The 25,516-nt window shown below is 68.1% G+C and carries 24 protein-coding genes; 10 read left to right on the forward strand and 14 right to left on the reverse strand.

From position 1 onward, the window contains the following. The first annotated feature begins 170 nt into the window (after positions 1-170). From FHX60_RS08085 to FHX60_RS08100, 4 genes are all read left to right on the forward strand, one after another. Positions 171-557, forward strand: coding sequence for a hypothetical protein (locus FHX60_RS08085; protein ID WP_183283025.1), 387 nt, complete (start codon positions 171-173; stop codon positions 555-557). Between the two features lie 271 nt (positions 558-828). Then, positions 829-1,395: a TetR/AcrR family transcriptional regulator gene (locus FHX60_RS08090; protein WP_012355888.1), complete on the forward strand. Its 567-nt coding sequence runs from the start codon at positions 829-831 to the stop codon at positions 1,393-1,395. A 396-nt stretch (positions 1,396-1,791) separates the two neighbouring features. Then, positions 1,792-2,412 carry a copper resistance protein CopQ gene (locus FHX60_RS08095; RefSeq protein WP_183283026.1) on the forward strand — a complete coding sequence of 207 codons (621 nt, stop codon included), beginning with the start codon at positions 1,792-1,794 and terminating at the stop codon, positions 2,410-2,412. Positions 2,413-2,620: 208 nt separating this feature from the next. After that, the gene (locus FHX60_RS08100) at positions 2,621-3,208 is read left to right on the forward strand and encodes a TetR/AcrR family transcriptional regulator (RefSeq protein ID WP_092312497.1); all 588 of its coding nucleotides are present in this window, start codon (positions 2,621-2,623) and stop codon (positions 3,206-3,208) included. On the opposite strand, the gene FHX60_RS08105 is transcribed toward FHX60_RS08100, so the two are convergent. The 8 genes from FHX60_RS08105 to FHX60_RS08140 all read right to left on the reverse strand — a co-directional run bounded on the left by FHX60_RS08105 (position 3,194) and on the right by FHX60_RS08140 (position 12,344). Continuing rightward, positions 3,194-3,946: an alpha/beta fold hydrolase gene (locus tag FHX60_RS08105; RefSeq protein ID WP_183283027.1), complete on the reverse strand. Its 753-nt coding sequence runs from the start codon at positions 3,944-3,946 to the stop codon at positions 3,194-3,196. The two genes, FHX60_RS08100 and FHX60_RS08105, sit on opposite strands and share 15 nt — an antisense overlap. Further along, the gene (locus tag FHX60_RS08110) at positions 3,943-4,962 is read right to left on the reverse strand and encodes a M14 family zinc carboxypeptidase (RefSeq protein ID WP_112775204.1); all 1,020 of its coding nucleotides are present in this window, start codon (positions 4,960-4,962) and stop codon (positions 3,943-3,945) included. Before FHX60_RS08110 ends, FHX60_RS08105 begins: the two co-directional genes overlap by 4 nt. A 3-nt stretch (positions 4,963-4,965) precedes the next feature. After that, positions 4,966-5,667: an HAD family hydrolase gene (locus FHX60_RS08115; protein ID WP_183283028.1), complete on the reverse strand. Its 702-nt coding sequence runs from the start codon at positions 5,665-5,667 to the stop codon at positions 4,966-4,968. A gap of 140 nt (positions 5,668-5,807) precedes the next feature. Then, on the reverse strand, positions 5,808-6,692 hold the full coding sequence (locus FHX60_RS08120) for a LysR substrate-binding domain-containing protein (protein WP_183283029.1): 885 nt from the start codon (positions 6,690-6,692) through the stop codon (positions 5,808-5,810). A gap of 155 nt (positions 6,693-6,847) precedes the next feature. Then, positions 6,848-9,004 carry a phosphocholine-specific phospholipase C gene (locus FHX60_RS08125; RefSeq protein WP_183283030.1) on the reverse strand — a complete coding sequence of 719 codons (2,157 nt, stop codon included), beginning with the start codon at positions 9,002-9,004 and terminating at the stop codon, positions 6,848-6,850. Positions 9,005-9,054: 50 nt separating this feature from the next. Beyond that, entirely contained in the window at positions 9,055-9,288 is a 234-nt protein-coding gene (locus tag FHX60_RS08130) for a hypothetical protein (protein WP_092312479.1), read from the reverse strand. A gap of 98 nt (positions 9,289-9,386) precedes the next feature. Further along, complete coding sequence (locus tag FHX60_RS08135; protein ID WP_183283031.1) at positions 9,387-11,441, reverse strand: LamG-like jellyroll fold domain-containing protein; 2,055 nt, start codon at positions 11,439-11,441, stop codon at positions 9,387-9,389. A gap of 177 nt (positions 11,442-11,618) precedes the next feature. Then, positions 11,619-12,344 carry a GntR family transcriptional regulator gene (locus tag FHX60_RS08140; protein WP_183283032.1) on the reverse strand — a complete coding sequence of 242 codons (726 nt, stop codon included), beginning with the start codon at positions 12,342-12,344 and terminating at the stop codon, positions 11,619-11,621. 191 nt (positions 12,345-12,535) lie between these two features. Here FHX60_RS08140 and FHX60_RS08145 point away from each other — a divergent pair, with 191 nt between their 5' ends. The 5 genes from FHX60_RS08145 (at position 12,536) to FHX60_RS08165 (ending at position 19,191) form a co-directional block, all read left to right on the forward strand. Further along, on the forward strand, positions 12,536-13,756 hold the full coding sequence (locus FHX60_RS08145; protein ID WP_183283033.1) for a pyridoxal-phosphate-dependent aminotransferase family protein: 1,221 nt from the start codon (positions 12,536-12,538) through the stop codon (positions 13,754-13,756). Positions 13,757-13,870: 114 nt separating this feature from the next. Continuing rightward, positions 13,871-15,175, forward strand: a complete 1,305-nt coding sequence (locus FHX60_RS08150) for an MFS transporter (RefSeq protein ID WP_112775208.1) — start codon at positions 13,871-13,873, stop codon at positions 15,173-15,175. A gap of 90 nt (positions 15,176-15,265) precedes the next feature. Further along, positions 15,266-16,792 carry an amidase family protein gene (locus FHX60_RS08155; RefSeq protein ID WP_183283034.1) on the forward strand — a complete coding sequence of 509 codons (1,527 nt, stop codon included), beginning with the start codon at positions 15,266-15,268 and terminating at the stop codon, positions 16,790-16,792. Positions 16,793-16,901: 109 nt separating this feature from the next. Next, complete coding sequence (locus FHX60_RS08160; RefSeq protein ID WP_112775210.1) at positions 16,902-18,350, forward strand: MFS transporter; 1,449 nt, start codon at positions 16,902-16,904, stop codon at positions 18,348-18,350. Between the two features lie 76 nt (positions 18,351-18,426). Next, a complete protein-coding gene (locus FHX60_RS08165) occupies positions 18,427-19,191 on the forward strand; it encodes a fumarylacetoacetate hydrolase family protein (protein ID WP_183283035.1) in 765 nt (254 codons plus the stop codon). Positions 19,192-19,216: 25 nt separating this feature from the next. On the opposite strand, the gene FHX60_RS08170 is transcribed toward FHX60_RS08165, so the two are convergent. Genes FHX60_RS08170 through FHX60_RS08180 form a run of 3 tightly spaced genes read right to left on the reverse strand, consistent with a single transcriptional unit; the run spans position 19,217 to position 21,817 of the window. After that, positions 19,217-19,372: a DUF2474 domain-containing protein gene (locus FHX60_RS08170; protein ID WP_112775212.1), complete on the reverse strand. Its 156-nt coding sequence runs from the start codon at positions 19,370-19,372 to the stop codon at positions 19,217-19,219. After that, positions 19,372-20,379: a cytochrome d ubiquinol oxidase subunit II gene (cydB, locus tag FHX60_RS08175; protein WP_092312452.1), complete on the reverse strand. Its 1,008-nt coding sequence runs from the start codon at positions 20,377-20,379 to the stop codon at positions 19,372-19,374. Before cydB ends, FHX60_RS08170 begins: the two co-directional genes overlap by 1 nt. A gap of 4 nt (positions 20,380-20,383) precedes the next feature. Continuing rightward, positions 20,384-21,817, reverse strand: a complete 1,434-nt coding sequence (locus FHX60_RS08180; RefSeq protein WP_092312449.1) for a cytochrome ubiquinol oxidase subunit I — start codon at positions 21,815-21,817, stop codon at positions 20,384-20,386. A 371-nt stretch (positions 21,818-22,188) separates the two neighbouring features. Between FHX60_RS08180 and FHX60_RS08185 the strand changes: the two genes are divergently transcribed. Next, a complete protein-coding gene (locus FHX60_RS08185; RefSeq protein ID WP_183283036.1) occupies positions 22,189-22,989 on the forward strand; it encodes a sulfite exporter TauE/SafE family protein in 801 nt (266 codons plus the stop codon). Here the strand turns inward: FHX60_RS08185 and FHX60_RS08190 are convergent. The 3 genes from FHX60_RS08190 to FHX60_RS08200 form a co-directional block, all read right to left on the reverse strand. Beyond that, the gene (locus FHX60_RS08190) at positions 22,986-23,582 is read right to left on the reverse strand and encodes a 2-hydroxychromene-2-carboxylate isomerase (protein WP_183283037.1); all 597 of its coding nucleotides are present in this window, start codon (positions 23,580-23,582) and stop codon (positions 22,986-22,988) included. The genes FHX60_RS08185 and FHX60_RS08190 overlap by 4 nt on opposite strands. Positions 23,583-23,645: 63 nt before the next feature. After that, complete coding sequence (locus FHX60_RS08195) at positions 23,646-24,374, reverse strand: SDR family oxidoreductase (RefSeq protein ID WP_112775215.1); 729 nt, start codon at positions 24,372-24,374, stop codon at positions 23,646-23,648. Positions 24,375-24,473: 99 nt separating this feature from the next. Beyond that, positions 24,474-25,409, reverse strand: a complete 936-nt coding sequence (locus FHX60_RS08200; RefSeq protein WP_112775216.1) for a LysR substrate-binding domain-containing protein — start codon at positions 25,407-25,409, stop codon at positions 24,474-24,476. Positions 25,410-25,516: the final 107 nt, after the last annotated feature.

Consider the following 25,516-nt stretch of genomic DNA (forward strand, 5'->3'; position numbering starts at 1 on the left):
GAAATCAAGAAGGCACGGAAATGTGGCGATTCCATTGCATGACCTGAACGGTCATTTTTTCAGGCCCGGCACTCTATCTACTAGTAGATGCGAGACTGAAAAGCGACCCGCCGAATGCCACCGACATCGAATTTGACGCGATCCCGAACCATCGCACCCAGGAGCCCATCATGACCAAGACCGCCAAGACCCTGATTACCGCCGCCACCCTTGCCGCCGCGCTCGTCGGCGGTGTGGCGCAGGCCGCCAGCGTGAACGCCAACGCCGGCGACAAGTACGGCTACAGCTATCGCGCCGGCAACGCCGATGCCTTTACCGACGGTGCCCGCACCGGCAAGTTCGACCCGTTCACGGAAGGCGCGCGCAGCGACAAGTTCGACCCGTTCACCGAAGGCGCACGCGTCGGCAAGACCGACCCGTACACCGATGGCTTCCGCACCGTGGCGGGCCTGGACCGCACCGGCGTCTCGTCCGAGCCGGCCCGCAGCTTCGACCCGTACACGGACGGTGCACGCGTCGGCAAGGCTGACCCCTATACCGACGGCGCCCTGGCCTGATTGCTGCCGGCACCGGCCGGCGGCCCACAACTTACGATGGCGGCCCGTGGCCGCCGTCCGATGGAGTCCATCATGAGTTTGCGTGACAGCATCCTGTTAGTTGGCGGATGGCTGGTACTTTGCGTGACGAGTGGCTCGATGATTACCTTCGCCGCGCAGGTCCTGCCTGGCTAACGCCCATGTAGTGCACAGTGCCCCGAGGCTAGGGAATTACCCCAGCCCCGGGGCATTTCAACTTGAGCGTCTATCTTCGCGTAGATAAACTGCTTGCATGAAGACCCAATCCGTACGCGAGCAATTGCTCGAGCACACCCTGATCCTGATCCGCCGGCGCGGCTTCAACGGCTTCAGCTACCGCGACCTCGCGGAGCTGGTGGGCGTGAAGACCTCCAGCATCCACTATTACTTTCCGACCAAGGAAGACCTGGTCCAGGAAGCGGTGAAGGAATACAGCGCCCGCCTGGCCGAACGAATCAACGCCATCGACACCAGCCTGCCGGTCACCGAGCAGGCTGCCATCTACCTGGCGCCATTCCGCGCGAGCTGTGGCTCGGACCAGATCTGCCTGTGCGGCATGCTGTCGACCGAGACGCTGTGCCTGCCAGAATCCGTGCACAAGATGCTGCAGGGCTTCTTCCTGCTGAACGAGCAATGGCTGGCCGGGCTGCTGGAGCGGGCCCAGCCCCATCGCAGCACGCCGTTCCCGGTACCGCCGGCGCGGCTGGCACAGGTGGTATTCGGCTCGCTGCAGAGCGGGCTGATCGCGGCACGCCTGTTCGGCACGTCGGACCGTGTTGAAGCCGCCGCCGACACCCTGATGGCGGCCGTATCCGGTTGAATTTGCGCGCGATATCAGTGGCGCGTCTGAAGCCGCCGTGTGGCGCAAGCCGCATGGCGGTTTTTTTATTTGCCTGCGGCATGGCCACGCCGATCCAGAAAGCTGGTTCAAAAACAAGGACTTAAGGGCTTCATGGCGAATGACTATCGCAGCGATAGAAACGTTTTTCCTTGACTCTCTACCTAGCAGTAGATAGTATCAAGTCCATGGAAGCGCTGCACCGCCACCAACAAGCAAGACCAGGCGGCACACGGCGGTCCCATTGCACGACCGGAAGCGGTCATTTTTTTGAGACCGGTTATCTATCTACTGATAGATGCGGAATCGGAAGAAGACCGCAACAGCCACTGATACCGAATTGACGCGATCTCGAACCATCGCACCCAGGAGCCCATCATGACCAAGACCGCCAAGACCCTGATCACCGCCGCCACCCTTGCCGCCGCGCTCGCAGGCGGTGTCGCGCAGGCCGCCAGCGTGAACGCCAACGCCGGCGACAAGTACGGCTACAGCTATCGCGTCGGCAACGCCGATGCCTTTACCGACGGTGCCCGCACCGGCAAGTTCGACCCGTTCACGGAGGGCGCACGCAGCGGCAAGTTCGACCCGTTCACCGAAGGCGCACGCGTCGGCAAGCCTGACCCGTACACCGACGGCGCGCGGACGCTCGCAGCCACGGTGCCGGCCGACAGCTACGGCTACAACTACCGCAGCGGCAAGGTTGATCCGTTCACCGATGGTGCCCGCGTCGGCAAGGCTGATCCGTACACCGACGGCGCCCGCACGGTAGCCGGCCTGGATCGCGGCGGGGTGTCGGCCGAGCCGGCCCGCAGCTTCGACCCGTACACCGACGGGGCACGCGTCGGCAAGGCTGATCCGTACACCGACGGCGCCCGCACGGTAGCCGGCCTGGATCGCAGCGGCGTGTCGGCCGAACCGGCCCGCAGCTTCGACCCGTACACCGACGGTGCGCGCGTTGGCAAGGTCGATCCCTACACCGACGGCGCCATCGCCTGAGAGCCGGCCGGCCTGGCGCCGGCCACCGAAAACCACAGGGCCGCCACGGTGCGGCCCTGCTTCAGGAGTCGATCATGCGTTGGCGTGACACTGCGCTGATCCTGGGCGGATGGGTTGGACTTTGCCTTGCAAGCGGGTCCCTCATCACGCTGATCGCACAAACGCTGCCGGCCTGAATGGTCCGGCGGCAAGCCGAGGAGGCGATGCCATGAATACCCCAACCGTACGCGAGCAATTGGTCGAACACGCGCTGGTGCTGATCCGCCGCAGGGGCTTCAACGGCTTCAGCTACCGCGACCTGGCCGAACTGGTCGGCGTCAAGACCTCGAGCATCCACTATTACTTCCCGTCCAAGGACGACCTGGTGCTCGAGGCGGTGCGCGAATACAGCGCGCGCAAGCGGGCGCGGCTGCAAGCCATCGATACCAGCCTGCCGTGCGCCGAGCAGGCGCGGCAATACCTGCAACCACTGCGCGACGGCGCTTGCACCGACCAGGCCTGCGTGGTCGGCATGCTGTCGGCCGACGTGCTGGCCATGCCTGACACCGTGCGCGCCGCGATGCAAGACTTCACCCGCCTTAACGAGCAATGGCTGGCGCGCCTGCTCGAGCAGGCCGGCGCCCGGGGCGCGGCGCCGTTTTCGCTGCCGCCGCAACAGTTGGCGCAGGTGATATTCGGCGCGCTGCAGAATGGTCTGATCAGCGCGCGGCTGTTCGGTACGTGGGAACGCGTCGATGCCGCGGCAGCGCTGCTGGTCAGCGCCATGCCGGTAGAAGAGGCGCTAGCCGAAGCGTGATCCGGCGCGTGCGACCGCATCGCATACCCATTGGGGGTCGTCGTGCGGCAGGTCATGGCCGGCCCAGTGGTGCGTCAGCAAGGGCACGTCCCAGGCCTGCGCGATGCGCGCCGAACAGGCCGGATTGACCAGCCGGTCCGCCGCCGAGGCCAGCAGCAATACCGGGCAGCGCGGCGGCTCGGCCGGCGCGCAGTAGCGCGCGGCGGCCAGCAATTGCGCCAGCGCGGCCTGCCGGCTGACCGGTGCGTCCGCCGCGATGGCCTGCCACTGCGCAAGGTCGCTGGCGAGCGTGTCGGTGCGCGCGCAGGTGATGGCGTGGATGGTCCGTTCGCAATACGCGCGATCGCGCCAGCGCTGCGCCACGCGCAGCAGCCTGCCCCAGTTGCGCGGACGCAGGCGTTGCGCCGGCGTGCAGAAGGGCCGCATGCTGGTGTTGACCAGCACCAGGCCGCTCACTTCTTCCGGATGCGTACTGGCCCACTCGGTCGCGGCCATCGCCCCCAGCGACATGGCCAGCACGCGATACGGTCCCGGCACGCCGGCGGCGCTCAGCTGGCGCCGCACCGCCGTCACCATGTCGCGCACGCTCCACGGCGCTGGCTGTGCCGACAGCGCGCCATTGCCGGGCAGGTCAGGCAACAGCGGGCGTCCCAGCCCGGCAGCCTCCCAGCGCGCTGGCAGCGTTCCCCAGTGGCGCGATTCGCGCGTCAGTCCCCGCAAGAACACCCATCGGCTCATGGCGGCTCCGTATGCCAGTGCGCGCGTGCCTGCTGCAGCAGCTCGTCGCGCTGCGCGCCGCGGGGCAGCCAGCGGTCCGACGCAAAGGCGATGCGGCCGAGAAAGTCGAACAGGCTGACGTGCCGGCGCAGCACGCGCGCGGTGCGGTGCGCCTTGATCGGGTTGAAGATGCCCTCGCGCGAGAACAGCTGGCGCGGGTTTTTCTTGATCCACAGCCACGAGCCCAGCTCCAGCGTCATCGGCAGGAACAGGTTGCCGCGCGGGGCCAGGTCATAGGCATGGTCCCACAGGTCGCCGTGCAGCAGGTACTGGTGGCTCTGCGGCTCGAAGGTATAGCCATGGTGCGGGTGAGCCTGCTCGAACAGGGTCTTGAGCAGGTACATCTCGGCCAGGTGCGGCATCGGCCGGCGCGTGCGCGCGTACGGGAACCAGATGCTGTCGCGCCAGCCGTAGCCGGAATGGCAGTCCACCGCAAAGCTGAGCGGACGCGGCAGCAGTTCCTGCCGGACCACGCGCAGCAGGGCGCTGCTTTCGACCTCCATCGGCGCGCCGGCCGCGCCGCGGTACCACGGCAGCCAGGCGCCGAGGCGCTGGCCGCCGGCCAGGAAGGGTACGCGCGCGTCGGCATCCTGCGGGCCGTTGCGCATCAGGTCGACGCCGTTGGGGTTGGCGCGCGTGCCGGCCCACATGCCGCCGGGGTTGACGATGGGCATGAACACCAGCCGCACCGATTGCAGCTCGCGGTGCAGCAGCTCGTCCCAGGCCAGGCGGGACAGCACCGAGCGCAGGTAATCCAGCACCAGTTGCGTGCCGATGCGCTCCAGTCCGTGAATGCCGCCGAAGATGCCGATGGCCGGCGCACCCGGGTCGCGGCTGCCGAGCGTGGCGACATGCACGCCGAAGCGGTGGCCTTGCACAGTGGTCTCGCACACCACCTGGGTATCGAGCACGTGGCTGCCGGCATCCAGCAAGGTCCGCAACTGGTCATATTCCGGGAAGTCGGCGCGCGGGTGCATGGTTCAGGCGGCCGGCGCGCCTGCCGCCGCGAACAGCTGCATGACCGGCCAGCCGCGTGCTCCGGCCGCGTCGCGCAGGGTCGGGTCGGGATTGACGGCGACGGGGTGGCCGACGCTTTCCAGCAGTGGCAGGTCGTTGCGCGAGTCGCTGTAGAACGTGGCGTGCGCCAGTGCCGCATGCGCAAGGCCGAGCGTATCGAGCCAGGCCAGCACGCGCAGCACCTTGCCCGGTCCATAGGCGGGCACCCCGGCCAGCGCGCCGGTGAATTCGCCGTGCACGTCGTGCTCGGCCTCCACCGCCAGCAGGTGCGGCACGCCGAGTTCGCGCGCGATCGGCTCGGTGATGAAGCGGCAGGTGGCGGTCACGATGCAGCACAGGTCGCCGGCGCCGAGATGGCGCGCCAGCAGGTTGCGCGTGACGGGCGGGATCGCCGGCACGATCACGTCGCGCATGAAATCCGCGCGCCATTGCGTCAGGCGCTGGCGCGGATGGCGTGCCAGCAGCCCCAGCGCAAAGCGCGCATGGGCGGCGAAGTCGAGGCGCCCGGCCTGGTAAGCGGCCAGCCAGCGCGCGTTGTGCGCGTCGATCTCGGCCGCGTCGGCGCCGCCGACGGCGACCAGGTAGCGCGCCCATTCGTACTCGCTGTCCAGCGGCAGCAGGGTGTGGTCCAGGTCGAACAGGGCGAGGCGGGGTGCGGCAGGCATGCGGGTGGGCTCCGTAGGCGAAACCGCCAAGCTTGGCGCGGCGCGGTGACCGCGCGGTGATGAAGGACCGAAGTTTTCCGATGCCGGCATCGGCGCCCGCATCGCGGCATACGCCGTCGTTTTCACCAGCATACGTCGGGTCAGGCGGCCTGGGCCGCGGCTGGCTCGTCCAGCGCCACGCAGTCCAGGAAGGCGCCGACCAGCCGGGTCTGCCGCCGGCTCTGCAGGCAATACAGGTATTCGTGCAGCACCGGCGCCCCCGACGCAAACGGCACCACGCGCAGCAGCGGGTCGCGCGGCACCTCGCCCAGCGGCACCACGCTGGCGCCCAGGCCCTGGCGGATCGCCTCGTAGATGGCCTCGCGGCTGCCGATTACGGTATGCGGCGGCAGCTCTAGCCCGCATGCGGCCAGCGCGGTTTCGATCGTCTTGCGTGTCATCGAGCCGTGCTCGCGCACCAGCAGGTGATAGCCGTGCAACTGCGGCAGGTCGATCTGCGCAAGCCGTGCCAGCGCATGGTCGGGATGGACCACCAGCACCATCGGGTCGCTCGCCAGCCGGATGCAGGCCAGGCGGTCATCGTCCACCGGATGCGAGGACACCGCCGCGTCGATGCGGTATTCGAACAGCGCTTCGAGCATCTGCTGCGAGTTGCCGATATCCAGGCTCACGTCGATCGCCGGATAGCGCTGCCGGAACGCCGCCACCGCGCGCAGGATGTAGTACGGGCCGGTCGCGCCGATGCGCAGGTTGCCAAAGCGCAGGTTGCCGGCGTTGCGCAGCAGGTAGTCGGCATTGCCTTCCTGCTGCATCAGTTGCTCGACCACCGGCATCAGGGCCACGCCCACATCGCTCAGGTCCACGCGGCTGGCGCGGCGATGGAACAGCTCCACGCCGTAGGTTTCCTCCAGCTGGCGGATGCGTCCCGTGACCGTGGGCTGGCTCACGCGCAACTGCCGCGCTGCCATGGTGATGCTGCCCTGGCGCGCCACTTCGAAAAAGGTCATCAGCAGGTCGCCTAGCATGGTCATCCGCGCGGAGTTGGGGGAAGGGTCCGGACCGGGCCGGACGACCGCGCAGTCTAGCGGCCCAATATGACAAAACGGCTACGCCCGCCCGGGCCGGTCCGCTTGGGACCGGCCCGGGCGGGACTGGCGTGGCGCCGGGTCGACGGGTTGCGTCAGCCGGCCGCGCCCATCGCCGGGTCGGACACGCCGTCCTTGCCGGTTTCGATGCGCCCGGCAAAGCGGCGCGTGAAGCCGCCTTGCGCGGTGGTGACGGTGAAGTCGTACCAGTTGCCCTGGCGCGCCACCGGCCAGTGCTGCTGCAGCTGCATGCCGGCGGGCACTTCGTAGGTCCACGGGCCGTCGGTGCGGTAGGCGTTGGCCTGGACGGTGAAGGTGCAGGGGGCGCTGCCGGTATTGATCATGTCCACGTACACCGCGGCGTTGGCGATGTCATAGCAGACGCGGATCTCCGGCGCGCTGGCTCCGGCCGCGGTCACCGCCGCCACGTCGCCGCGGAAGGCGCGGTGGAAGCCGTTCGGGCCCAGCACCCACAGGTCGTACTTGCCGCCGTCGCTGGCAAAGACGTCCCAGCTGCCATGCAGCTCCTTGCCCGGCTCGACCATATAGCGGCGCGGCACGCGGTCCAGGTGCAGGCGGTCGTAGACGTGGAACACCGCCGCCGCCGTGCCGGTGTTGCTGAACAGCAGCCACACCGCGCGCTGGTCGCGGGCGTCTTCGCGCGCGCTGACGTGCAGTTCATAGGGCAGGGCGCGCGACGGGCGCGTGCCGGGGTCCTGCTGCGGCATCTGCTGGCTGCCGGCCGGAGGCAGCGGCACCTGCGGCAGCACGCCCTGCGCGGTGCGGATGGCGTCGGCGCTGGCCTTGTCGCGGCTGGGCAGTTGCGGCAGGGGGTTGGTGTTGGGGCTGACGAAGTTGAAGGCAGAGATCAGGTCGCCCGCCACCGCGCGGCGGAAGCTGCTGATGTTGGGCTCGGCCACGCCGAAGCGCGCTTCCAGGAAGCGCAGCACGGAGGTGTGGTCGAACACCTGCGAGTTGACCCAGCCGCCGCGGCTCCAGGGCGAGACCACGTACATCGGCACGCGCGGGCCGGGGCCGTAGGGACGCTTGTCGACGTGGTATTCCGGCTTGAGCTGTTCCGGCTCGAGCGTGGTGGCGCCAGCCAGCGTGTCGCCGTCATAGGCCGGCGCGCACGGCGGCGGCAGGTGGTCGAAATAGCCGTCGTTCTCGTCGAAGTTGATCAGCAGCACGGTCTTGCTCCAGACCGCGGGATTGGCGGTCAGCGCATCGAGCACCTCCTGCGTGTACCAGGCGCCCTGCACCGGGCTGGACGGCCCGGGGTGCTCCGAGTACGTGGCCGGCGCCACGATCCACGACACCTGCGGCAGCTTGCCCGCGGCGATATCGTCGCGCAGCGCCTGCAGGAAGCCGCCGTCGGGCATGGTGTTGGCCACGCCCTTGAGCAGCGGGCTGACCGCGTCGTCGGCGCTGGTGTACGGCGGATACGGGCTGCCGTTGGCCTGGTTGCCGCGGGCGGCATTGGCGTCGCGGTATTGCTTGAAACCCGCGAGCGGGTTGTCGGTGAAGTTGTCCGGCATGTTCTGGTAGACCTTCCAGCTCACGCCGGCAGTTTCCAGGCGCTCCGGGTAGGTCTTCCAGGTATAGGGCGTGTTAGAGCCCGTGAACGAGTCGCCGCTGTTGTCGATCACCGGACCGCCGAATTCGCCGGCCGGATCGTTGGTGCCGGTCCAGTGGAACAGGCGGTTGGGATTGGTGCCGCCATGGAAGCTGCAGTGATAGGCGTCGCACAGCGTGAAGGCATTGGCCAGCGCCACCTGGAAATCCAGTTCGGCCTCGGTGTAGAAGCCCATCGACTGGGTCTGCTTGTAGGTGGGCCACTTGTTCATGCGGCCCAGGTCCCAGGCGTTCTGCGCGTCGGGATACGAGTGCGGGGTGCCGCTGACGCGCTGCGCATTGCCGGCGCTGCTGTCGAGGTGGTAGGGCAGCACGGTGCGGGTCGTGCTGCCGTTGGTATAGGTCTGCTGCCAGACGTTCAGGCCGCCTGCCAGCGGGATCGGGAAGCGGTCGCCAAAGCCGCGCACGCCGCGCAGGGTGCCGAAGTAGTTGTCGAACGAGCGGTTCTCCTGCATCAGGATGACCACGTGCTCGACATCGCGGATGGTGCCGGTGGCGTTGTTGGCCGGGATCGCCAGCGCGCGGCGGATCGACGGCGGAAAGGCCGCCAGCGCGGCGGTGGCGGCGGCGCTGCCGCCGGCGAGCTTGAGGAAGTTGCGTCTGCTTTGGGGGTTCATGGGATTCGGTGCCGGATGGTTGCGGGGAGGGTAGACAGGCCGGGCCGGGTTCAGGGCGCGCAGCGCAGCTGCGGCTTGACCGCCGGGGTCTCGCCAGGCCGGTCGCTGCCGTTCCCCTGGCCGGGGTTGCCGCCGGTGCCGGGCGCGCCGGGCGTGGTCGGCGCCGCGGACGGAGTGCCGCTGGCGCCCTCGCCAGAGTCGCCGCCGCAGCCGGCGAGCGCCGCGCTCAGCAGCAAGGCGGCCAGCCAGTGCGGCCGGGCCAGGGTGGAAGGTCGAAAGGTCATGGTGTCAATCTCCTGCAGGGGGATCGGGGTGCGGGGAGGGTGAAGGCCGGCCGGCACCCGTTCCCTCGGGGAACGGGTGCGCCGCCGGATGCTCGGGTTCAGGGATTCAGCGTCGACAGGGGCTGGCGTGCGCCGGTGATGGCCTTCAGCTCGTCGAGCGTCAGCACGCGCGTCCACATCGCCAGGTCGTTCAGGCCCATCACGCCCTTGAGCGCGCCGGGGTTGTTGCCGACGTAGTTGTGGGTGGCGTCGTCGTTGACGCCCCAGCCGGTGCCGAGGCCGGCGAGCCGGGTCACGTCGGTATTGGCGATCGCCTTGTTCTCGGTCTTCTGCAGGCCGAGCACCGGGTCGATGACGTAGGCGCTGAAGCGCTTCGCCGCCGCGTCGACCGACAGCGCCAGATAGGCCCACTGGTTGGCCGATACCTTCATGCCATTGATGTCGTCGCGCTTGCCGCTGCCGCTGCCCAGGTTGAAACGGATCTCGCAGCTGCCGAACAGGGCGATGGCAATGCCGGCATTGCCGCCCGAGATGTAGTTCTTGTTCGACAGGATCGGCTCGCCGGTGCTGTTGCCCTGGGTGCAGTCGGTGCGGAACCAGAGGCCGATGGTGAACTGCGGGCTTTGCGCGATATCGGCCGCGTTGTGCTTGAGCTGGTAGCTGTCGATGCGCGAGTCCAGCTGCAGCGACTGGCCGCCGAAGTTGTCGGCGCCGAGCGTGCCGCCGTCCAGGCTTGCCACCCACGGGCCCAGCGTGGCCGCGTTCTTCGCGTCGGCGAACGGCTTGCTGTCCAGGCTGAAATACGACGCCAGGCCAGTGAGCAGCGACGGCATCAGCGTGACGGGTTTGACGTAGTGGATCTGCGCCAGGTACGACACCGGCACGTCGTTGCGCACCAGCGTGTAGTTGAACTGATACAGGCCCGTGGGCATGTCGAAGGCCTTGTCGGTGAAGGTCCGTACCTCGGGTCCCAGCGCGGCGATCTGCACGCCGTCACGCAGCACGCGCGTGACGCCGTAAGCCGGGCTCGGGTTCTGCCAGGTCAGCGTGATGGCGTCGTTGTACTGGCCGATGCTGGCGCCGATGGCGCGCACGCCGGCGGTGGCGGTGGTCAGCGCGGAGCCGTCCAGGCGCGTTGCCGCGGGGTCAAGCGCGACGCCGGCGTGGGCCAGCACGGTCGGGACGATATCGGCCTCGGTCGGCAGCGCGGACAGGTCCGCCGGAGTGTCGGGCGCCGCGGCGCCGGGCCGGGCCAGCGCGCCGTTCAGGGTCTTGTTGGTGGCGAGGAACGCGGTACGGTTCTCCACCGTCGGCACCGTGGTGGTGGCGCCGGTGGCATCCAGGCCGTGGCTGGTGGTGACCAGCACCAGCCAGTCCTCGCCCGGCTGCGCCTGGCGGCGCGCGGCCACGGCGGCCAGCAGTTCGCCCAGCGCCTGGTCGGTCTCGCCGAGCGCGGCGGCATAGGCGCCGTTGCCGAAGCCGCCGGCTTGCGCGGCCTGCGCCGGGGCGCTGTACTGCGCGAACACCACGCCATAGCCGGACTGCACCTGGCGCACGGCATTCTGCGTGACGCAGCGGTCGACGCCCGCGCAATCGACCAGCGTATCGAGCACGCCTGCATCCTGGTCCGTCTTGAGCAGCACCGGCAGTGCCGGCGCACTGACCACGGCACCTTGCTGCCCGCCGGGTTTGCCGGCTGCGCGCAGGTAGTGGAACACGGTCGGCGCGCGCAGCGCGGTGCTGCCGGTGTCGTCGTCGATGCCATGGCGGTTGGCCCAGGCGCCGGTCAGCACCGTGGCCCAGCTGGGTGTGTCGAGCGGGGGCTGGGCGGTGATGGTGCCGGGCATGCCGCCGGTGGCGGTCGGCACCAGGTTCAGGCTGGACAGGTTGGGCAGTTCGCGCCGCAGCACCGCGCCTTGCACCTGTGCATAGGTGGCGCCGTCGACGCCGACCAGCAGCACGCGCGGGCCGCTGGCGCGGTCAGGCTCCGGCGCGGGCTTGCTGGTGTCGGTATCGTTGGGCGCGCCGGATGGCGCGCCGTCGCCGCCGCCGCAGCCTGCCAGCGTCGCGGCCAGCATGATTGCGACGGTGCCGGCCAGCGCGCGCACGCGCCCCATCCCCGCCAGCCAGCCCGGTGCAAGGTTCCCTGCCATCGTTCATTCCCCTGTTCATCTGCGTTGTTGTGCGCCGGCGGCAAGGGCCGCGCGGCGGATTGCGTGTGCCGCAATGCGCTCGCAGAGTAAGAAGCGGGGTTGTCACCGTGGTGACAGCGGGGCAAAGAATGCTGATGGGGCTATTCGGATTCTTGAGGCGGACCTGGCGAGAGCGGGCTAGGCCTGCGGCGTGCCGCCGGCTTCGCCGCCAACGCCCGCCTGCATCAACAGCACGGCGTCGCGCTTGTCCAGCAGGTGCTGGCGCAGGATCTCGGCCATGCGCTTGCCGTCGCGGGCTTCGAGTGCCGCCAGCATCTCCTCATGGTCGTGGATGGCGCTGTCCCATTTGGGCTTGCGGTAGTTGGAGCGAAAGCGCAGCGCCTGCAGCCGCCGGTTCACCGCCAGGTAGGTCTGGCGCAGCGCGGCATTGCGGGCCGCCAGGTTGATGCGGTCATGGATCTGGTGGTTCAGGCGGTAGTAGCCCGGCAGGTCTTCGTGGGCGCGGCACGCCAGCATCGCGTAGTGCAGGGCCTTGAGCTCGGCCAGCTCCACGACGGTGATGCGCTCGCATGCCAGTTCGCCGGAAAACGCCTCCAGGTTGCTCAACAGCTCGAAGGTATCGCGGATTTCCGTCGCGGACAGGCGCGCGACGCTGGCGCCGCGGTTGGGCGAGATCTCGATCAGCCCTTCCGCCGCCAGCACCTTCAGCGCTTCGCGCAGCGGCGTGCGGGAGATGCCCAGGGTCTCGGACAGCTCGCGCTCGTTGAGCTTGCGCCCGGGCTCCAGCGCGCCCTCGATGATCAGGGTGCGCAGATGCGTGACCACGGTGTCGTGCAGGCGCTGACGTTCCACCGGAGGCAGCTGGCGCGGCAGGTCAGGGTTGGAATCGGTCTGGATTTGCATTCAATTCGTCCGGTGGACAGATTGAATGCAAGTTTAGCAGCCGCTTAACAGGAACGCCAGATTGATCGTAAACCCCGATGTGACGGTCGTTTGCCGGGTAAACGCTAGCTAAAAAGGCTCGAGTTGCCCCTGTTTTTTTGCCGCTCCTTTGATAGAGTATTTTGCATTCAAAACTCAAACGGAGGAGTTCCATGCTGAATCTCAACTTTCACCCCGCCGGCCGCCACTTCCTGCAAATCCCCGGTCCCAGCCCGGTGCCGGACCGCATCCTGCGCGCCATCAGCTATCCGACCATCGACCATCGCGGCCCGGAATTCGGCGCGCTGGGCCTGAAGGTGCTGGACGGGATCAAGAAAATCTTCAAGACCGAACACCCGGTGGTGATCTATCCGGCCTCGGGCACCGGCGCGTGGGAAGCCGCTCTGTCGAACACCCTGAGCCCCGGCGACACCGTGCTGATGTTTGAAACCGGCCACTTCGCCACGCTATGGAAGAAGATGGCCGAGAACCTGGGCATCCGCCCTGAGTTCCTCGGCCTGCCGGGCGTCGAAGGCTGGCGCAACGGGGTGCAGGCCGACATGATCGAGGCCCGCCTGCGCGCCGATGCCACGCATGCCATCAAGGCCGTATGCGTGGTGCATAACGAAACCTCGACCGGCGTGACCTCCGATATCGCCGCGGTGCGCCGGGCCATCGATGCGGCCGGGCACCCGGCGCTGCTGCTGGTCGACACCATCTCCGGGCTGGCCTCCGCCGACTATCGCCACGACGAGTGGGGCGTAGACGTGACCGTGTCGGGCTCGCAGAAGGGCCTGATGCTGCCGCCGGGCATCAGCTTCAACGCGGTGTCGCCCAAGGCCATCGAAGCCTCGCGTTCGGCCCGGCTGCCGCGCAGTTTCTGGGGCTGGAACGAGATCATCGAGATGAACCAGACTGGCTACTGGCCCTACACCCCCAGCACCAACCTGCTGTACGGGCTGTCGGAAGCGCTCGACATGATCCTGGAGGAAGGGCTGGACAACGTCTTTGCCCGCCACCAGCGCCTGGCCGAGGCCTGCCGCCGCGCGGTCAGGGCCTGGGGCCTGGAAATCCAGTGCGCGGATCCGGCGGTGTACAGCCCGGTGCTGACTGGCGTGATGATGCCCGACGGCGTGGACGCGGACGTGGTGCGCCGGCATATCTACGAGCGCTTCAACATGTCGCTGGGCGCCGGCCTGGGCAAGGTCAGGGGCCGCATGTTCCGCATCGGCCATCTGGGCGACTGCAACGATCTCACGCTGATGGCCACGCTGGCGGGCTGCGAGATGGGGCTGAAGATCTCGGGCGTGCCGGTCGCCGCCAGCGGCACCGTTGCCGCCATGGACTATCTCGCCGCGCATACCGTGCCGCTGTCGCTCAAGGCTGCCGCCTGACGCAGCCCTTTCCATCCGGCACCGGGGCAGACGCGTGCGCCGCCCCGGCCGGAAACTGATCGCAACGGATCAGCGCAGCACTGCCGTACCTGACAAAAATACAGAGGAGACGCTGTGGATACGACCCTGCAGGCGGGAACAAAGATCAGGACGTTCGAGGATGCGACCTATCGCAAGGTGAGCTGGAGGCTGGTGCCATTCCTGATGGTCTGCTTCCTGATCGCCTATCTCGACCGCGTCAACGTAGGTTTTGCCAAGCTACAGATGTCGCAGCAACTGGGCTTCAGCGAAACCGTCTATGGGCTGGGCGCCGGGATTTTCTTTATCGGCTACTTCCTGTTCGAAGTGCCGAGCAACCTGGCATTGCACAAGTTCGGCGCCAAGGTATGGATCGGCCGGATCATGATCACGTGGGGGATACTGTCCGCCTGCTTTGCCTTCGTGGAGACGCCAGCCCAGTTCTACACGCTGCGCTTCCTGCTGGGCCTGGCGGAGGCGGGCTTTACGCCCGGCATCGTGTATTACCTGTCGTGCTGGTATCCGTCGCACCGCCGCGCCAAGATCATGGCCATCTATTGCATGGGCTCGCCGCTGTCCGGCATCATCGGCAACCCGCTGTCCGGCTTCCTGATGGGCAGCATGGCCGGCGTCGGAGGGTGGGGCGGCTGGCAATGGATGTTCATCATCGAGGCGGTGCCGGCGGTGCTGCTGGGGGCCTTCTGCTTCTACTACCTCGACAACTCCATCGCCAAGGCCAAGTGGCTCACCAGCGACGAGAAGCGCGTGCTCGAGCAGGCCAAGGCGGAGGACGTCAAGGCGGCGGACCCGCAGGCCCGCGTCGGCAAGGTGTTCACCGATCCGCGCGTCTGGCTGATCAGCCTGATCTGCTTCTGCTATGTCACGGGCCAGTACGGCATCACGCTGTGGCTGCCGACCTTCATCAAGTCGACCGGCGTCAGCGACCCGCTCAATATCGGCCTGCTGAGCGCGATCCCATACATGGCCGCCATTGTCGCGATGTATTTCTTCGGACGTAGCGCCGACAAGCACCGCGAACGGCGCTGGCACCTGATCATCCCTTGCATGATGGGCGCGATCGGCTTCCTGGCGCTGCCATGGGTGATGCACAACACCGCGCTGTCGCTGGTGTTCCTGTCGATCGCCGCCGCCGGCATCCTGACCTGCACTCCGCTGTTCTGGTCCCTGCCGACGGCGTTCCTCAGCGGCGCGGCGGCGGCCACGGCCATCGCCATGAGCAATTCGATCGGCAACCTGGCCGGCTTCACCAGCGGCTACATGATCGGCTACCTGCGCGACGTGACCCAGAGCGGCAACAGCGCCTACTACATGATCGCCGGCATGCTGGTCCTCGGCGCCTTCGCGATCTGGACCATTCCCGCCAGGCTGGTCAACCGATAGCCGGGCAAGCCGGGGCCGCGGCCACTTGCCGCGGCCCCGCCGCACTCCCACCAACCCTACGCGCCCGTGCCGGCGCATGGAAATCCCGTCATGAAAACCTCGTACCAACCGGTGCCGCACGGCCCGGGCCAGCACGCGCCGTTCAGCGTGGTGGAAGCCACCGTTGCCGGCGCGCATGCCGCGATGCGCGACGGCTCGCTGACGGCGCGCCAGCTGGCCAGCCGCTGCCTGGACCGCATCGCCGCCTATGACCAGCGCGGCCCAGCGCTGCGCAGCATCCTTCAGGTCCATCCGCAGGCGCTGGAAGAAGCGGACCGCATCGACGCCATCGCTGCGCGCAATCCCTCGCAGGCGCTGGCGCCGCTGCAGGGCATCCCGGTGCTGGTCAAGGACAACATCGAATGCGCCGGCATGGCCACCACGGCGGGCGCCGAATGCCTGCGCGGCAACCAGTCCAGCAACGATGCCTTCGTCATCCGCAGGCTGCGCGAGGCGGGCGCGGTGGTGCTGGCCAAGACCAACCTGCACGAGCTTGCGTCCGGTGGCGAGACCGTCAGCACGCTGGGCGGCCAGACGCTGAATCCCTATGACCTGGCGCGCACGCCGGGCGGGTCCAGCGGCGGCACCGCCGTTGGCATCGCCGCGAGCTTCGGCGTGCTCGGCATGGGCACCGACGGCGTCAATTCGATCCGCTCTCCGGCCTCGGCCAACAGCCTGGTCGGACTGCGGCCGACCATGGGGCTGATCAGCCGGGCCGGACTGGTCCCGTGCGGGCTGACGCAGGACACCATCGGCCCGATCACGCGCACCGTTGCCGATACCGCGCTGATGCTCGATGTCATCGCCGGTTACGACCCGGCCGATCCGGTCACCAGCGAAGCCGCCGGCCAGGTCCCGGCGAGCTATGCGGCGAGCCTCGACCGCGACGGACTCAGGGGCGCGCGCATCGGCGTGCTGCGCAGTTTCTTCGGGGGCCAGGACGTGCATCGACCGGTCAACGCCGTGATGCAGCAGGCGCTGGCCGTCATCGCCGCGCAGGGCGCCGGGCTGGTCGACATCGAGGACGCGATCAGCCCCGACGAGCTGCTGGCTTCCACGCTGGTGCACCACTACGAGATGGCGCGCGATCTCGACGCCTACCTGTCGCAGTTGCCGCCCGGCGTGCCGGTGCGGTCGATGCAGGACATCATCGCCGCGGGCGGCGTGCATCCCAGCGTGGCCGGAACGCTGGCCACCGCGATCACGCTGAACGACCAGCAGGCCGACTACCGCGAGCGCATGCAGCGCCAGCACACCCTGCGCCAATGGCTGCGGGACCTGATGGCGCGGCATCGCCTTGACGCGCTGGTGTTTCCGCACCAGCGGCGGCTGGTGGTTCCGGTCGGCGAGACCCAGGCCGAGCGCAACGGCGTGCTCGCGTCGGCCACCGGCTTCCCCGCCATCGTCATCCCGGCCGGGTTTTCCGCGCCGGAGCGCAATGCGCCGCAAGGCGTGCCGGTGGGGCTGGAATTCTTCGGCCTGCCCTTCACGGAGCCGGTGCTGTTGCGCCTGGCGTTCGCGGCCGAGCAGGCCTTGCTCGCCCGCCGGCCGCCGCACTCGACGCCGGCCCTGGAGTAACGGCGCGCCGGAACGAAGTTTTATCGCTGCTCGACAAATGCCCGCCGCTCACGGCGGCACCCCGCTCGCGGACACACCGCGGCGACCTCTAGACGAGGAGGAGACAAAGATGGGCGCAGAAACTGTAGTTCAATCGCCGAATTCCCCCCAGCAGCAGGAGCTGGACCGGGCCATGGACGGCATCGGGGTGACCGCCTCGCACAAGAAGATCATCTTCATGATCATGCTGGGCGTGATGTTCGATGTGTTCGAGCAGAACGCCGTCGGCCTGATCGGTCCCATGCTGCGCGAGCAGTGGGGAATTTCGGTGGCGGAAATCGGCTTTCTCAACACGCTGACGTTCAGCGCCGCCGCGCTCGGGCGCATCGGCTCGGGCTATATCGCCGACCGCTACGGCCGGCGCGCGATGCTGAGCGCCAACCTGCTGCTGTTCACGCTGGGCGCCATCATCTGCGCGCTGGCGCCGAATTACTGGGTGCTGGCGGCGGGCCGCTTTATCGTCGGCATCGGCCTGGGCGGCGAGATCTCGATCGCCGTGACCATGCTGGCGGAACTGTGCTCGACCCGCTTCCGCGGCACGGCGGTGGGCCTGGTCAGCGTCGGCAGCGGCGGCCTCGGCAATATGCTGGCGCCGGCGTTCGGCCTGGCGGTCTTCGCCATGTTCCCGGGACCGGACAGCTGGCGCTGGCTCTTTGCCTGCCTGGTGCTGCCGGCGTTCTTCGTCATCTTCTATCGGCGCTTTATCCCGGAGACGCCGCGCTTCCTGCTGTCCAAGGGCCGCGTGGACGAGGCCAACCGCGTGCTGTCGGTGCTGGCATCGGGGCGGCTGGGCAAGCTCGAGGGCGAGCCCACGCCTTATATCAAGGGGGCGCTGCAGGACGAGGCACCGCGCGCCAAAGTGCGGCTGAGCGATATCTTCAAGGGCCGGCTGGGACGGCGCACCATCGCGCTGGGCATTGCGGTGTCGATGACGTACGGGGCGCAGATCTCGGTGCTGACGCTGATGCCGACCATCCTGATGGCGCAGGGCTATACCATCTCCAAGAGCTTTCTCTTCACCATGGTGATGCAGAGCGGCAGCCTGTTCGGCGCGCTGGCCGCGTCGTACTGCGGTTATCACATCCCGCGCAAGCGGGTGCTGACCGTCGGCGCGGGCCTGGCCTGCGCAGCGGGGCTGTGCTTCGGGTTCCTGACGTATAACGTTGCGCTGGTGCTGCTGTTCGGCGCGGCCTTTACGTTCTGCGTGGTGTTGCTGAATACCTCGATCTGGATCTTCGCGCCGGAACAGTATCCTACCCATGTACGCGCCTTCGGCACCTCGCTGATCCTGGCGCTTGGCACGCTGGCGGGGGCGCTGACGCCGCTGGTCAGCGGGCGCGTGTTCGAGACCTACGGCGTCGGCGGCATGTTCAGCATGCTGGCGGCCATGTATGGCGTCTTTGCGCTGGCCGTGCAGTTTGCGCCCGAGACCTTCGGCCGCGCCATGGGCGAGACCGACGATGACGCCGAAGGCGAGCGCGAGGTCCGCGGCGAAACGGCCAACGCCAGCGCTTCCTGAAGCCTGGGTGCGCCCGCCAGCGTGCGGGCGCGGCTTGCCAGGCAATATTCTTGATCCACAAGGAATCACCCGAGTCATGACAACCACCGATATCGACCGCGTCGCCCAGGCCCTGCTCAGCGCGCGGCGCGAACACCGCTGCGCCGATGCGCAAGCATTCGCCACGGCGCTCGACAACGCCGAGCAGGCCTACGCGGTGCAAGGCATCGTCGCGCAGTCACTGGGCTGGCAAGAGCCCGGCGCCGCGTACTGGAAATCCGGCGGTCCCTCGCGCGACGCCACGCTGACCCATGCGCGTCTGCCGGCGGCCGGGGTCTGGAACAGCCCTGCGCATGCCGGCGACTGGCCTTTTACGTGGCGCGGCATCGAGGCGGAGATCGCGCTGCGGCTGGGGCAGGGCGTGGACGCGGCGCAAGCGGCCAGCCTTGACTATGCCGACGCAGCGGCACTGGTCGAGGCGATGGCGGTGTCCATCGAGATCGTCGATTCGCGCTGGCAGCAGTACGTGCAGGCACCCGCCTTGCTGAAGCTGGCGGATCTGCAGGCGCATGGCGCATTGGTATTGGGGGCGTGGCGCGACTATGCTGCGCGCGACTGGGCCAGTCAACGCTGCGTGGTGCAGATCGGCGCGCAGACTTTCGAGCGCCGCGGCACCCACGCGCTGGGCGATCCGGCCTATGGACTGGTTGCGTGGCTGCGCCATGCCACGCGCGACGGGGTATGCGTCGAGGCCGGCACGGTGGTCACCACCGGCACCTGGGTCGGCATCCTCGATGCGTCAGCGGGCGACCTGGTGACGGTGGCATTCGATGGCATCGGCGAGGCCTCGGTCCAGCTCTGAGGCCCACGCACCGGTGCGCGGGGCGTCAGCTGTGGAAGCCCACGCCCCGCATGATCAGCCGCAGCACCCACGCGGCCACACCCAGTGCCGCCACGCTCGCGGCCCAGATCAGCACCAGCCAGCCGACGCGGCGCAGCCAGGTGCCGGTGCGGGAGCCGCTTTCCGTATGCGGCGCGCCCATCAGTGATAGCCCTCGCCGTGGCGGACCTTGCCGCGGAACACGTAGTAGGCCCACACCGTGTACATCAGGATGAAGGGGACGATGAAGAGCGCGCCCACCAGCGCAAAGCCCTGGCTTTGCGGCGGCCCCGCGGCTTCCCAGATGGAGATCCCGGGCGGGATGATATTGGGCCAGACGCTGATCGCCAGCCCGCTGTAGCCCAGGAACACCAGCCCCAGCGCATACAGGAAGGGCGAGATATCGGGCTCGCGGCGCAGCGCGCGCATCAGCATGAACATGCACAGCGCCACCAGGATAGGCACCGGCGAGAACCAGAACAGGTTGGGCAGGCTGAACCAGCGATCCGCGATCTCGGGATGGGTCAGCGGCGTCCACAGGCTGATCACGGCGATCACCGCCAGCAGCAGCCATGCCAGCGTGCCGGTCAGGCGGATCATGCGCTGCTGCAGGTCGCCCTCGGTCTTCATGATCAGCCAGGTGCTGCCCAGCACGGCGTAGGCCACGATCAGACCCACGCCGCAGAACAGCGGGAACGGCGCCAGCCAGTCGAGCGGGCCGCCGGCAAAACGGTGGCCTTCGAGCTTGATGCCGTCGATATAGGCGCCGAGCGCCACGCCCTGGAAGAAGGTGGCCGTGGCCGAGCCGAGGATGAAGGCGGCGTCCCACACCGGGCGTTCGCGGTCATTGGCCTTGAAGCGGAACTCGAACGCCACGCCGCGGAAGATCAGGCCCAGCAGCATCAGCATCAGCGGCAGGTAGAGCGCGCTCAGCACCACCGAATACGCCAGCGGGAATGCCGCCAGCAGCCCGGCGCCGCCCAGCACCAGCCAGGTCTCGTTGCCGTCCCAGACCGGTGCGACGGTATTCATCATCACGTCGCGGTCATGCCGGTCGGGCACGAACGGGTACAGCATGCCGATGCCCAGGTCGAAGCCGTCCATCACCACGTACATCATCACGCCGAAGAAGATGATGACGATCCAGAGAAGCGAGAGATCGATGCCCATGGTGTCAGCTCCGGGTGCGTGCGGTGGGGGTGGGGGCGAGCACTTCATCGTCGTCCACGGCCGACAGGGGCCGCGCCGGCGTGTGCTCGCGGCCCGGGCCGCCATGCGGCTTGGGCTCTTCCAGCAGCGGGCCCTTGCGCACCAGCCGCATCATGTAGGCGATGCCGACGCCGAACACGAAGCAATACGCCACCACGAAGATCGCCAGCGTCGTCGCCAGTTCCGGCACGCCGTGCGGCGACACCGCGTCCGCGGTGCGCTGCAGCCCGTACACCACCCACGGCTGGCGGCCGATCTCGGTGGTGTACCAGCCGGCCAGGATCGCAATCACGCCTGCGGGTCCCATCCACAAGGCCATATGCAGGAACGGACGGACGCGATAGATCCGGTCGCGGCGCCGCAATATCAGGCTCCACACGCCCAGCAGGATCATCAGCAGCCCCAGGCCCACCATCACCCGGAACGACCAGAACAGGATCGTCGCATTGGGCCGGTCCTCCGGCGCAAACTCCTTCAGGCCCTGGATCTGCCCGTCCCAGCTGTGGGTCAGGATCAGGCTGCCCAGGTGCGGCACTTCGACCGCGAAGCGGGTCTCCTCGCGCTCCATGTCGGGCCAGCCGAACAGCAGCAGCGGCAGGGCCTCGTTGCCCTTGTTTTCCCAATGCCCCTCCAGCGCGGCGATCTTGGCGGGCTGGTGCTTGAGTGTATTGAGGCCATGGAAGTCGCCGATCACCGCCTGGATCGGCGCGACGATCAACAGCATCCACATCGCCATCGACAGCATCTTGCGGATGGCGGGATTGTCCCGTCCGCGCAGCAGGTGCCAGGCCGCGGACGCGCCGACAAACAGCGCCGTAGCCAGGAACGCCGCCACGCTCATATGCGCCAGGCGGTACGGGAACGACGGATTGAAGATGACCTCGAACCAGTTGGTGGGCACCACGCGGCCATCGATGATCTCGAAGCCCGCCGGCGTCTGCATCCAGCTGTTCGAGGCCAGGATCCACGTCGCGGAGATCAACGTGCCCAGCGCGACCATCACCGTGGAAAAGAAATGCAGCCCCGGGCCGACGCGGTTCCAGCCGAACAGCATCACGCCCAGGAAGCCCGCTTCCAGGAAGAAGGCGGTCAGCACCTCGTAGGTCAGCAGCGGCCCGGTGATGCTGCCGGCAAACTCCGAGAAGAAGCTCCAGTTGGTGCCGAACTGGTAGGCCATCACCAGCCCCGACACCACCCCCATGCCGAAGTTGACGGCAAAGATCTTGGACCAGAAGTGGTAGAGGTCGCGGTACAGCGGCCGTTGCGTGCGCAGCCAGCAGCCTTCCAGCACCGCCAGGTAGGCGGCCAGGCCAATGGTGATGGCGGGAAAGACGATGTGGAAGGAAATGGTGAAGCCAAACTGGATGCGGGCGAGGTCGAGCGCGGTCAAACCAAACATGTCGTGTTCTCCGTGGCGCTGGCCTGGCGCGTGCCCTGGTCGGGTGCGGACTGCCCGGGAAGCCGGGACAGGTTCGACACACAGGCAGAAGCGCGCCGGGGGCGCGGGGGCGCAGGCGCGTGCGGTAAGCGTAGTGTACGCCGCGCGGGCCGCCAAGGGCAGCGTCGCCCCCGCTGGTGGCCCGGCGACAAATCGCCGCACCTGCAGGCGCGCGCAGCGCTGGTCGCGCCGCGCAGGCCATTGCTGATGGGCAAATCGTAGCGGAGCCTCGCGCGGCCGAACAGAATCAACGCCGCGGAAAAACACCGTATCAGCTTGGCGCATTGCAGCAGGGATGAAGGCTGACAACAGGGGCAGGGAAGTGCATAGTTATGCGCCCTGCATCGTCCGCCTCTCGCGTCCTTCCCGTGTCCTTCGATTCCACCTTGCTGATCGTCATTGCCGGTGCCGCCGTGGCCGGCTTCGTCCAGGGCCTGTCCGGATTTGCCTTCGGCATGGTGGCAATGTCGTTCTGGGCCTGGGCCATCGAACCGCGGCTGGCCGCGGCGATGACGGTGTTCGGCGCGCTCACCGGCCAGTTGCTGGCCGCCGCGTCGGTGCGTCGCGGGCTGTCGTGGCGGCGCCTGTGGCCCTTCGTCGCCGGCGGCGTGGCTGGCATCCCGCTGGGAGTGGCGGTGCTGCCGCTGCTCGATGCGCAGTGGTTCAAGGCGGTGCTGGGCGCGTTCCTGACGCTGTGGTGTCCGGTGATGCTGATGGTGCGCCGGCTGCCGCATATCGGCGTGGGCGGGCGCGTGGCTGACGGCGTGGCCGGCGCCGCCGGCGGCGTGATGGGCGGCATCGGCGGCTTTACCGGCGTGATCCCCACGCTGTGGTGCACGCTGCGCGGATTCGACAAGGAGGAGCAGCGCGCCGTGATCCAGAACTTCAACCTCGCCACCCTGGCCATGACCATGGCCGCCTATGTCGGCAAGGGCATTGTCACGCGCGAGATGCTGCCCATGTTCCTGGTGGTGGCGCCGGCGATGCTGGTGCCCACGCTGCTGGGCACCCGGCTTTACCTCGGCATCAGCGAGGCCGCCTTCCGCAAGATCGTGCTGACGCTGCTGACGGTGTCAGGGGTGGCGCTGCTCGCCACTTCCGTGCCGGTGCTGGTGGCGCGCGGCGCGGGCTAGGGCCGCGCCAGCGCTTCTTCCACGAACAAGAGACGGTCGTTGCCCCAGAACAGCTCGTCGCCGACGATAAAGCTGGGCGCACCGAACACGCCGCGCGTGACCGCGTGCTCGGTGTCGCGCTTGAGCGCCTGCTTGACTTCCGGGTCATCCACCAGCGTCAGCGCGGCCCGAGGATCGAAGCCCGCGGCCGCCAGCACCGCGCCGATCTCGGCAGGGTCGTTGAGGTTACGGCCCTGTTCCCACATAGCGCTGAACATGGCGTCGGCATAGCGCACGAAGGTGGCTTCGTCCTGGCGCAGGTAGCCGGTGGCGCCGCGCATCAGCATCAGCGTATTCACCGGGAAATGCGGGTTCTGCCGGAACGGCACGCCATAGCGCCCGGCCCAGCGCGCGGTGTCGGCGTGCAGCCAGCCCAGCTTGGCGGGCACCTCGGCGGGACTGTGGTTGCCGGTGGCCTTGAACACGCCACCGAGCAGAATCGGACGCCAGACGATGGTGGCGCCGGTGCGCTGGGCCACGCGCGGCAATTCCTTCCATGCCAGGTATGAGTACGGGCTGCCGAAATCAAAGAAGAATTCCACTTGCCTGGTCACGGCCGGTCTCCTGTCGTGGTGGTCTGTATGCGCTGCGTGTTGTGCGCTGGCGGCGCGCTTTGCCTACCAGCGTTCCATCCAGGGACGCAGGTCCAGCTCATGCGTCCACGCGTCGCGCGGCTGCTGGTGCAGCATCCAGTAGGTATCGGCGATATGGTCGGGATTGACGATGCCGTCCTCGGCCTTGGCCGCGTAGCGCTCCGGGAAGTTTTCGCGAATCCACTCGGTGTCGATGGCGGCATCGATCACCAGGTGCGCGACGTGGATGTTCTTTGGCCCCAGTTCGCGCGCCATGCTTTGCGCCAGCGCCCGCAGCGCGTGCTTGGCGCCGGCAAACGCGGCCATGTTCTCGCGCCCGCGCAGGCTGGCGGTGGCGCCGGTAAAGAAGATCGAGCCCCGCTGGCGCGGCAGCATCGCGCGCGCGGCCTCGCGGCCCATCAGGAAGCCGCCGAAGCACGCCATCTCCCAGACCTTGTAGTACACGCGCGCGCTGGTCTCGGTGATGGGAAACTGCACGTTGGCGCCGATATTGAAGACCGCCACCTCCAGCGGCGCGATCTCGCGCTCGATGCGCGCGATCAGCTCGACGGTCTGGTCTTCCTTGCGCGCATCGCAGCCAAAGGCATGGGCTTCGCCGCCATCGGCGCGGATCTGCTGCACCAGCGGCTGCAGCTTGTCGGCATGGCGGCGCGTCACGCAGGCAATGTAGCCCTCGCGGGCAAAGCGCCGTGCAATGGCGCCGCCGGTGGCGTCGCCAGCCCCGACGACGAGGACGGCCTTCTTTTCGGGCATGGGTGTCTCCTGGCTTGGTGCCCCGCCTGGCGGGCGCGGGGGTCCCGGAGCATGATCCTAACAGCGATGGCGCAAGCGCGCCGGACCCGGCCGCGCGACCTATTCCCGTGCCGCCGCTTCTTGCCGCAAGCACGCCACCAGCTGGTCGGTGCCGATCGACGGCGCGCGTTCCCGCAGCGTGATGATGCCTACCGGCGGCAGCTCGACCGGGACCTCCATCTTCAGCACTTGCAGGCGGCCTTCCTGCTGCAGCGACAGTGCGACCGATTCCGCCATGAAGGCCGCCGCCCCGCGCTGGCCGACGAAGGTGGCCTGCGCCAGGTACGAGGAGGTCTCGATCACGTCCTGCGGCGGGTGCAGGCCGTAGCGGAAGAAGGCCTGTTCGATCTTCACGCGCAGCGAAGCCCACGGCGGCGGCAGCACGCACGGCATCGCGGCCAGGTCGGCCCAGCCCGGCCGCGCCTTGCGCGCCAGCTTGTGGCCGCGCCGCACCACCACCACCATCGGCTCTTCATAGAGCGCTTCGGTCAGCAGGTCGGGGGCGGCATAGCCAGGCTCGAGCCGGCCCACGATCAGGTCGAGTTCGCGCAGGCGCAGCTTGGGCAGCAGGTGGGTCAGGTCGCCTTCCTCCACCAGTACGGTGGCGTGCGCGTGGCGCTGCTTGAGCGTGCCGACGGCCTGCGCCAGCAGCACCGGCAAGGCCGCGCCCATCGAGCCCACGCGGATGCGCCCGGACGCGCCGCTCTGCACCGCGGCAATCTCGTCGCGGGTCTGTTCGTACTGTGCCAGCACCGAGCGCGCAAAGCGCACCAGCGACTCGCCCGCGGGAGTCGGCTCGGTGCCGCGGGTAGAGCGCGTGAACAGCGTCAGTCCCATCATTTTCTCGACTTCGGTCAGCACCTTGGACACCGCCGGCTGGCTCACCGACAGGAACTCCGCGGTGCGGCCGAGATGGCGGAACTCGTCCAGCGCCACCAGCAGTTGCAGGTGGCGCAGCTTGATATTGGAGCGCAGGGCGCGGTCGATCTGTACCATGCTGGCAGTCTATCTAACCTGAAGGTTATGAAGCAATGCCAATTTTCGATTGGATTGTTATGGAGGGAGACAACAGAATGCGGTCATGACGAGGCTGGCAGCGCCGG

The organism is Cupriavidus alkaliphilus (assembly GCF_014191175.1).
GTDB lineage: Bacteria > Pseudomonadota > Gammaproteobacteria > Burkholderiales > Burkholderiaceae > Cupriavidus > Cupriavidus alkaliphilus.

Bases quoted from the DNA above. Each gene is read 5' to 3' on its own strand.
- FHX60_RS08170 (WP_112775212.1), bottom strand. From the start codon at position 19,372: ATGGGCGCGCCGCATACGGAAAGCGGCTCCCGCACCGGCACCTGGCTG.
- FHX60_RS08125 (WP_183283030.1), bottom strand. From the start codon at position 9,004: ATGAACCCCCAAAGCAGACGCAACTTCCTCAAGCTCGCCGGCGGCAGC.
- FHX60_RS08095 (WP_183283026.1), top strand. From the start codon at position 1,792: ATGACCAAGACCGCCAAGACCCTGATCACCGCCGCCACCCTTGCCGCC.
- FHX60_RS08185 (WP_183283036.1), top strand. From the start codon at position 22,189: ATGCGCCCTGCATCGTCCGCCTCTCGCGTCCTTCCCGTGTCCTTCGAT.
- FHX60_RS08110 (WP_112775204.1), bottom strand. From the start codon at position 4,962: ATGCACCCGCGCGCCGACTTCCCGGAATATGACCAGTTGCGGACCTTG.
- FHX60_RS08090 (WP_012355888.1), top strand. From the start codon at position 829: ATGAAGACCCAATCCGTACGCGAGCAATTGCTCGAGCACACCCTGATC.
- FHX60_RS08155 (WP_183283034.1), top strand. From the start codon at position 15,266: ATGAAAACCTCGTACCAACCGGTGCCGCACGGCCCGGGCCAGCACGCG.
- FHX60_RS08140 (WP_183283032.1), bottom strand. From the start codon at position 12,344: ATGCAAATCCAGACCGATTCCAACCCTGACCTGCCGCGCCAGCTGCCT.
- FHX60_RS08115 (WP_183283028.1), bottom strand. From the start codon at position 5,667: ATGCCTGCCGCACCCCGCCTCGCCCTGTTCGACCTGGACCACACCCTG.
- FHX60_RS08100 (WP_092312497.1), top strand. From the start codon at position 2,621: ATGAATACCCCAACCGTACGCGAGCAATTGGTCGAACACGCGCTGGTG.
- FHX60_RS08145 (WP_183283033.1), top strand. From the start codon at position 12,536: ATGCTGAATCTCAACTTTCACCCCGCCGGCCGCCACTTCCTGCAAATC.
- FHX60_RS08195 (WP_112775215.1), bottom strand. From the start codon at position 24,374: ATGCCCGAAAAGAAGGCCGTCCTCGTCGTCGGGGCTGGCGACGCCACC.
- FHX60_RS08180 (WP_092312449.1), bottom strand. From the start codon at position 21,817: ATGTTTGGTTTGACCGCGCTCGACCTCGCCCGCATCCAGTTTGGCTTC.
- FHX60_RS08200 (WP_112775216.1), bottom strand. From the start codon at position 25,409: ATGGTACAGATCGACCGCGCCCTGCGCTCCAATATCAAGCTGCGCCAC.
- FHX60_RS08135 (WP_183283031.1), bottom strand. From the start codon at position 11,441: ATGGCAGGGAACCTTGCACCGGGCTGGCTGGCGGGGATGGGGCGCGTG.
- FHX60_RS08165 (WP_183283035.1), top strand. From the start codon at position 18,427: ATGACAACCACCGATATCGACCGCGTCGCCCAGGCCCTGCTCAGCGCG.
- FHX60_RS08130 (WP_092312479.1), bottom strand. From the start codon at position 9,288: ATGACCTTTCGACCTTCCACCCTGGCCCGGCCGCACTGGCTGGCCGCC.
- FHX60_RS08160 (WP_112775210.1), top strand. From the start codon at position 16,902: ATGGGCGCAGAAACTGTAGTTCAATCGCCGAATTCCCCCCAGCAGCAG.
- FHX60_RS08085 (WP_183283025.1), top strand. From the start codon at position 171: ATGACCAAGACCGCCAAGACCCTGATTACCGCCGCCACCCTTGCCGCC.
- FHX60_RS08105 (WP_183283027.1), bottom strand. From the start codon at position 3,946: ATGAGCCGATGGGTGTTCTTGCGGGGACTGACGCGCGAATCGCGCCAC.
- FHX60_RS08120 (WP_183283029.1), bottom strand. From the start codon at position 6,692: ATGCTAGGCGACCTGCTGATGACCTTTTTCGAAGTGGCGCGCCAGGGC.
- cydB (WP_092312452.1), bottom strand. From the start codon at position 20,379: ATGGGCATCGATCTCTCGCTTCTCTGGATCGTCATCATCTTCTTCGGC.